The sequence below is a fragment of the Mariprofundus sp. EBB-1 genome, from assembly GCF_003665155.1.
In the GTDB taxonomy this organism is placed as follows: domain Bacteria; phylum Pseudomonadota; class Zetaproteobacteria; order Mariprofundales; family Mariprofundaceae; genus Mariprofundus.
On the sequence record NZ_RCFQ01000052.1, the window covers coordinates 1 to 7,497 of the forward strand.

Consider the following 7,497-nt stretch of genomic DNA (forward strand, 5'->3'; position numbering starts at 1 on the left):
ATTGACCGCCTTGAGAACAAGATCACTGGCAGCATCAACAATCATCACATCATACACTTCGGAAAAAGGTACGCTTACAAATCCCTTGATAGCCCAAGTCCCTCTATCAAGAATAATGATTGATGCAGTAGAAGTATCACCTTCTATTTTCGCATTCCGAGACAGACTTATGCCAACATATATTTCATCATCACTAACAGCAATGCCTCTAGCATACCCTGGAAGATCAACTGTTTTCTTAAGGCAGCTTCCTTCGTAGACTCGGAGCTCCCTTGCTTCAGAGTTACACAGATAGAGCAGGTCTCCCACCACCGTCAATGAGTGAGGCTGAGAAAGGCCATCAATAAATACTTCACCAGTAACAACATCAATCACCTGACCGAGCCCTCTAGTACCTTCCTTGTACCCTCGTTTTTTCTCAAACGGTCCAAAAATTGAAGCTATCAAACGTCCTTGATAAAACATAACACTATTTATATGAGCAGAGTCCGGTTCGCCAGCCAAACCCCATCGATTCAGAGGCATCATCAATTCTAAATCAAATTCAATAACCTCATTATTCTCTGTCGCGACAATAAACAAAGAGTTTTCTTTCAATAGCACATCATGTAGGTCTAATGGCGCATCGGACAACGAGCATAGTCTCTGCCTATTCCGATCAATAGCCTGTAAAGATTTTCCTCCACTGAACTGGTGAGCCACCACTAGGTTATCCTTGTCCAGAAAAATGCCCGTAGAAGAATCAACCGATAGAATTGTGTGCTGGTCACCCTGTAGGCAGACCAACCCTCCGAGCACCCCAGGACAACTCACAAGGAGTAAATCCTTCACTCTAAACCTACTATTGTCAGTCATAGCTGAATCCTGCGGGACCACGCATATTGATACAACAACTGATCCCATAATGTCAGTTCTTCAAGCAACTTAGACTCTGTAATTGATAAGTCAGCTATCGAAGGGCGATTTTTGGTCACATTAATACGCATACCACCTTCAGACTCAGGTATCCTAAGAGCAGAAAGAACGATCTTTTCATCCTTCTCAAACGTCTCTGTAAATCCAATGTGTGAAAAGTTATTCAAATGCATTTTTGCCAGATCAAGCAACTCTTCAGGTCTAAAAAAAAACTTACGAAACGCAATACTATTCTCGCCCCCAAAACCATGAGCTAACTGCCAAACTTGATTATTCAAAATATACGCTCTAACACTCGGTTCACGGATCCCTGCGCGCAAAAAAACCTCTAAACTAGAACTCTGGGCAACCTGATATATAGGATGCTCATTTGTTTTTTTTGTTCTACAAAAATAATAAAACGACAGTACCCTCTCAACAGGATCCCTTAAAAAAGTAAATGAATACCTTGATGATAATAAAGATTCAGCATATTCATAGCCAAAATGACCTGAGATAAACAATTTACCTGACAAACATTCAGGTTTTCGTCCTGAGTAATCACCGTGGCTTACTATGTTTTTATCGCCATAATGCTGTTTTGCTATTTCAACGATTGAAGTACCAGCCGTTTTCTGAATATGCATGAATAGTGCAGGAACCAGCTCTCTCTCAGGTTCTTTTTTTTGAAATGGCCACATGTTATTAACACTTCCTGCAATCAGACTTGTTATGAGAACTCATATTCAATCAACCGCCTACTGCTTTCTTATAGCTATCCAGCACCTCAGCGGCAGGCCCGATCATCCTTGTTTCACCGCCATCCAGCCAGACAACTCGATTGCATAGCTCATACAAAGTATCCAGGTGATGCGAAACGATCATGACTGTTTGATCCGACTCGATACGCTCCCGGATTACTTTTCCGGACTTCTTACTAAAAGCAGCATCACCCACACCGAGCACCTCATCAATCAGTAAAATATCAGGATTCACCTGAATGGCGATTGCAAATCTCAACCGGGTACGCATTCCTGCTGAATATGTACAAACGGGCTGATCAAAAAAACCTTTGAGTTCTGCAAACGCCTCAACTTCATCAAGCTTGTTCTCGATATCTTTTTGAGAGACTCCCTGCAGCATAGCATTCATCACTGCATTATCTCGACCAGAAAGACTCTGATTAAAGCCGACCAATAACCCTAGCAACGAGACACTATTATCAAAAGTATTCACATGACCTCGGTCAGGCTCAATAATCCCCGTCATCACTTTCAACAAGGTACTTTTTCCCACACCGTTTCTACCGATGACACCCAGTGTGTCACCATGCATGATATCGAAAGAAATATCATTGATTGCCCAGAAGTCTGTGGACCGAAAGAACCCGGATTTTTGCTTATAACACACACCAACGCTGTTAACCTGCAATGCTATTTCATGCTGAGAAGCCATCATACAGGCAGAACCTTTGGATATACTCTATCCCATTTGTGAAGCAACAAAACAACCATTACAATCAGGATGACAGAAATTAAAGCCACAATCCCTAAAGATGACCAATCTCCAATCTGTCCTGTCAGGAAAACATCCCGATATGCCTCAATCATGGTTGCCATCGGATTCAAGTAAAATATGCGTTGATAAAATTCTGACACCGAATCAATTTCAAAGAAAATACCAGACATGAAAAACATCATCGTCAAACCGTTAGAAACAATTACTTGTAAATCAGGAAAAAATGGCAAAAACACTGCAAATATTCCTGCAATTCCGACAGTCAATAATAACTGAATAAAAACTATGACAACTAAATTAATCCACCCCCAGCCCGGCTCAATGCCATACAATAGAAGAAACCCTAACAAGACCCCAAAAACGATTAGAAACTGATAAAATACAGACAATAATGCAGATATAAGAAATACATATTTAGGCACATGTATCTGTTGCATCACAGCAGCAGCTGACTTGATAGAAGACGCACCACGATAAACCGAACTGGCAAACCACTTCCAAACTACCAGCCCTATAAGAAGGAATGGAACGGCGTCTGTCCCCCCACGCAAGCCCAAGGCAGAAAAAACAATGTAAAATGCACCCAAATACAGCAAAGGCTCAACAACCCAAAGTAGCATCCCCATGGAGCCATTAACAACTTCAGCCCGCATTTCTGAGTAAGCACGATATAGAATAACATCTACTGCATTTCTGAAATTCATCATGATTCGAAATATAGCTCACTTTAATCAATAGAGTAATAAAAAAGGTCCCTTAATCCAGCACCAAGCAACAGCGCCTCTCTTTTAGCAGCTTGCAGGATTAACACACCTCTCCAAGAGCATTCGCTGAAATAGCGTTTTAATGTGCTTCAGAACCTGAATTTAAGATTTTTGGGCTTACTGTTTCGGCAGCTACAAATGTATCATAAATGCAAGAAATTCAGGTCTGATTACTTACTGATACCACCTTAACCAGACAGCACTGAATTTTCCCTTATACTTCTGGATATTACGTTTTCAACTGCTCCCACACCCAAATAATGTAACTGAACCCAAGCGTATACTCACTCAGCATTCCAGAATAATCACGGCAAATACCATTCAACTGTTTTTCGTATCCCTGTTTCAAACGTTTCTGCAGGTTTCCAATTCAATTCATTGCCCATCTTTTCTGCATCAATGGCGTAACGCCAGTCATGACCAGGGCGATCAGTAACGAAGGAGATCAGTGATTCGTGACTGGTGACTGGTGACTGGTCATTCACCTCATCCATCAGGTTGCAGATACAACGCACAATATTGATATTACTCCACTCATTGATGCCACCAATGTTATACACCTCACCAACTGTCCCCTTACGAATCACAGCATCAATGCCAGAGCAGTGATCCTCGACATAAAGCCAGTCACGGATATTGGAGCCATCCCCATACACAGGAATGGGCGTTTGATTCACACAGTTGCGAATAATTGTGGGAATGAGCTTTTCACTGTGCTGATAAGGGCCATAGTTGTTAGAGCAGTTGGTCGTGGTCACCGGCAAGCCATAGGTATGAAAATATGCACGTGCAAGATGATCTGAGCCCGCTTTAGAGGCTGAGTAAGGTGAATTCGGTGCGTAAGGTGTACTCTCACTAAAAGCCGGATCATCTTTTCCTAGCGTACCATATACCTCATCCGTGGAGATGTGGTGAAATCTGACGGCTGCTGGAGCACCGTGACTAGTGACTGGTGATTGGTGACTAGTAGTTAGTGACTGGTGATCAGGACCACCTTCAACCATCCAATACTGACGGGCGGCATCAAGCAGGGTGAAGGTGCCCATCACGTTGGTTTTCACAAAGATTTCAGGGCCCGAAATAGAGTTGTCCACATGTGATTCGGCAGCGAAATGCACAATGGTATCAATTTCATGTTCGCGCAACAGCCGGTCGACCAAATCACGGTCACAAATATCACCCTGCACAAAGGTATGGCGGGACTCACTAGGTAAATCTTTCAAATTATCCAATGAACCGGCATAAGTCAGAAGATCTAAATTAACAATACGCACATCAGAATAATTTTTTAGCATATAACGCACATAGTTACAGCCGATGAAACCTGCACCACCTGTCACCAGGATATTACGAGGGACGAACTCCGAGTGATTAGTGATTAGTGATTGGGAATTAGTCATGTTTCTTGTTCTCCACTGACCGAATGAGGCCGTAAATCATTCTGGATATTTCTCCGGTTTCACTTTGGGTTTTGCAAGCATTCTTTTCATCAAGAAGACCAATACGCGCCGCAATTTCAACCTGGGTATCCAGCTCGCTTGCCGACCCTAACGAAATATGTAAAAAGTAAATAAAATCTTTATCTGTTCGACGAGCTGCGCCCTCTGCTATGTTCATAGACCACATCGTGTGCACTCCCCTTTCAGGGCGCTATACGCGTGCAATGGTGCGTCCTGCACAATTGTGCTCGCGACCGATACCGCAGCTCTGCGCATCTGACTGGTCATTCCATAGATCTCGTCTCTTGGAAACTGTTCAGTCACACTATAAATATTAACAGACAAATCGACCGCCTTCTTCCACACATCCAGATCTTTATGTGATTTCATGACGGACAGTTACTTCTAACTAGTGATTGTTGACTGGTTATTGGTAACATGTAACTAGCTATAAATGCTCCATAGCAACTACCAGTCACTAAAAACGAATCACAGTCCTTACACCAGTCACTAATCACAAGTCACTCCCCACTTTTAGTTCCTTTATTACATCACGCAACGACTCTCTCCATGGTCTGATACTGAACCCAAATTGAGACTCTAGCTTACTGCAATCCATCACTGAATTTTCAGGGCGTTTGGCAGGCGTAGGATAATTCTCTGTGCCTATTGCATTGAGCTGAGAGACGTTCATTGCAAAGCCCTGCTTCCTCGCTTCAACAAACACAGCTTCAGCGAAACTGTACCATGTCGCAGACTCTGGCTGACAAAAATGGTAAATCCCCCACGCCGAATCATCAAGAGCACTATCCAACAAAGCGTAGATACCGCGCGCCAATTCTGCTGCTGCCGTTGGGCAACCGTGCTGATCAGCAACAACACTCAGCTCACTTTTTTCAGAGCCCAAACGCAACATTGTTTTCACAAAGTTATGACCATGCGCTGAAAACACCCAACTGGTACGCAAGATAATATGGTGCGAGCAGTGTTCTTGAACAACCTGCTCTCCGGCCAGTTTACTTTCACCATATACACCTAATGGAGCAACCAGATCCGACTCAATATAGGCACTTTTCTTTGAACCATCAAACACATAATCAGTAGACACATGGATCAGTGGAATCCCAACGCGTTCACATGCTTTTGCCAGATTAGCAGGGCCATCTCTATTGACAGCAAAAGCCGCATCCCGATCTGACTCAGCTCTGTCCACTGCAGTATAGGCTGCTGCATTAACCACCACATCGGGACAAAAATCGTTCATAAGCCGATTGACTGCATCTGCATCACAGATATCCAAGACATCGTGATCTACAGCTAACAACTCATGCTTGGAACCAAGACCTACCAATTCAGAGCCTAACTGTCCTTTTGCACCTGTAATCAACAGCCTCATGGTAATTGTTTTCGTGTTGCTTCAGATAGATTGGGCAGCGCCAAGTCTTTGGCTGACAAGATCGGGTGATCGACAGGCCACTCGATAGCCAGTTCAGGGTCATCCCAAGCCACGCCACCATCAGACTCCGGATGATAAAGAGCCGTACATTTATATTGAAAGTCTGCAACATTTGACAGTACACAGAAACCATGTGCGTAACCTGGGGAAATCCACAACTGTTTATGATTCTCTTCCGATAGCTCTACACCGACCCACTGACCATAGGTGGGCGAGTCAGGATTTACATCTGCAGCCACATCAAACACTGCGCCAGTTCCTGCTGAAACCAATTTACCCTGTGGGTTTTCAAGCTGAAAATGCAGACCGCGCAACACGCCTTTACTGGAACGAGAATGATTATCTTGCACAAACTCCGAACCTTTCAGCGGAATGCCGGCCGCTTCATACCTTTGCTTATGAAAGGTTTCTAGAAAAAAACCGCGCGCATCCCCAAACACCTTCGGTTCAATAATCAAAACGCCGGGTAATGTTGTTTCTATGACATTCATATCTTACCCTCAGCAAGACGACGAATCAGATAACGACCGTACTCGTTTTTGCATAGTGAATCAGCCAGCGCCTTCAACTGAGAATTAGAAATATACCCCATCTCCCAGGCGATCTCTTCAGGACATGCCACCTTAAGCCCCTGACGTTTTTCAATAATCTCAACATAACGAGCCGCATCCAAAAGCGACTCGTGCGTACCTGTATCCAGCCAAGCGACACCTCGACCGAGGGTCTCAACCCGCAGCCCCCCCTCATTCAGGTAGGTGCGATTTACATCGGTAATTTCCAATTCACCACGCGCAGATGGCTTCAGTTTAGCAGCAATATCAACTACCCTGTTATCATAAAAATAGAGGCCGGTGACTGCCCAATTACTCTTAGGAAGCGCAGGCTTTTCTTCTATCGACACAGCCCGGAAATCGCCTTCAAATTCAACCACACCATAGCGCTCCGGATCATTCACCCTGTAGGCAAACACCGTTGCACCGCATGACTGCTGTGCTGCTTTCTTAAGTTGTTTAACCATTCCCTGACCATAGAAGATATTATCGCCTAAGATCAGAGCTACTGTATCATCTCCAATAAACTCACGACCAATGGTAAATGCCTGCGCCAATCCATCCGGGCTTGGTTGTTCAGCATAGGAAAGGTTTATCCCCCACTGTGAGCCATCACCAAGCAAACGTCTGAAATTTGGCAGATCTTCAGGTGTTGAGATAATCAGAATATCGCGAATACCAGCCAGCATAAGAGTAGACAGAGGATAATAGATCATCGGTTTATCATATACTGGCATTAATTGTTTACTGACCGAAAGTGTTAACGGGTGCAATCTGGTACCTGAACCACCTGCAAGAATTATGCCCTTCATTATATAACGCTCCTGATTAACAACGTGGAGGCAGCAGTCACGGGAGTATTTTCCTCAGATGAG

General features: G+C 43.9%; 10 protein-coding genes. All 10 read right to left on the minus strand.

The features are described 5' to 3' along the window. Positions 1-855, minus strand: an 855-nt coding sequence (locus tag D8Y20_RS13215; protein WP_121544185.1) for a DUF4915 domain-containing protein, incomplete at its 3' end; no start/stop codon positions are given. Beyond that, positions 852-1,595, minus strand: a complete 744-nt coding sequence (locus D8Y20_RS13220; RefSeq protein ID WP_121544186.1) for a sulfotransferase family 2 domain-containing protein — start codon at positions 1,593-1,595, stop codon at positions 852-854. The genes D8Y20_RS13215 and D8Y20_RS13220, both read right to left, overlap by 4 nt. 49 nt (positions 1,596-1,644) lie before the next feature. Next, on the minus strand, positions 1,645-2,352 hold the full coding sequence (locus tag D8Y20_RS13225) for an ABC transporter ATP-binding protein (RefSeq protein ID WP_121544187.1): 708 nt from the start codon (positions 2,350-2,352) through the stop codon (positions 1,645-1,647). After that, positions 2,349-3,119 (minus strand): ABC transporter permease, encoded by a 771-nt coding sequence (locus D8Y20_RS13230; protein WP_121544188.1) that lies wholly within the window; start codon positions 3,117-3,119, stop codon positions 2,349-2,351. The genes D8Y20_RS13225 and D8Y20_RS13230 overlap by 4 nt, the downstream gene beginning before the upstream one ends. A gap of 362 nt (positions 3,120-3,481) precedes the next feature. Beyond that, positions 3,482-4,576, minus strand: a complete 1,095-nt coding sequence (gene rfbB, locus D8Y20_RS13235) for a dTDP-glucose 4,6-dehydratase (protein WP_121544189.1) — start codon at positions 4,574-4,576, stop codon at positions 3,482-3,484. Beyond that, entirely contained in the window at positions 4,569-4,793 is a 225-nt protein-coding gene (locus D8Y20_RS13870; protein ID WP_236075454.1) for a four helix bundle protein, read from the minus strand. The genes rfbB and D8Y20_RS13870 overlap by 8 nt, the downstream gene beginning before the upstream one ends. Further along, entirely contained in the window at positions 4,790-5,005 is a 216-nt protein-coding gene (locus tag D8Y20_RS14065) for a four helix bundle protein (RefSeq protein ID WP_370050757.1), read from the minus strand. The genes D8Y20_RS13870 and D8Y20_RS14065 overlap by 4 nt, the downstream gene beginning before the upstream one ends. A gap of 124 nt (positions 5,006-5,129) precedes the next feature. Beyond that, positions 5,130-6,011: a dTDP-4-dehydrorhamnose reductase gene (rfbD, locus tag D8Y20_RS13245; RefSeq protein WP_121544190.1), complete on the minus strand. Its 882-nt coding sequence runs from the start codon at positions 6,009-6,011 to the stop codon at positions 5,130-5,132. Beyond that, complete coding sequence (gene rfbC / locus D8Y20_RS13250) at positions 6,008-6,562, minus strand: dTDP-4-dehydrorhamnose 3,5-epimerase (protein WP_121544191.1); 555 nt, start codon at positions 6,560-6,562, stop codon at positions 6,008-6,010. The genes rfbD and rfbC overlap by 4 nt, the downstream gene beginning before the upstream one ends. Next, positions 6,559-7,434, minus strand: a complete 876-nt coding sequence (rfbA, locus tag D8Y20_RS13255) for a glucose-1-phosphate thymidylyltransferase RfbA (protein WP_121544192.1) — start codon at positions 7,432-7,434, stop codon at positions 6,559-6,561. The genes rfbC and rfbA overlap by 4 nt, the downstream gene beginning before the upstream one ends. Positions 7,435-7,497 lie beyond the last annotated feature (63 nt).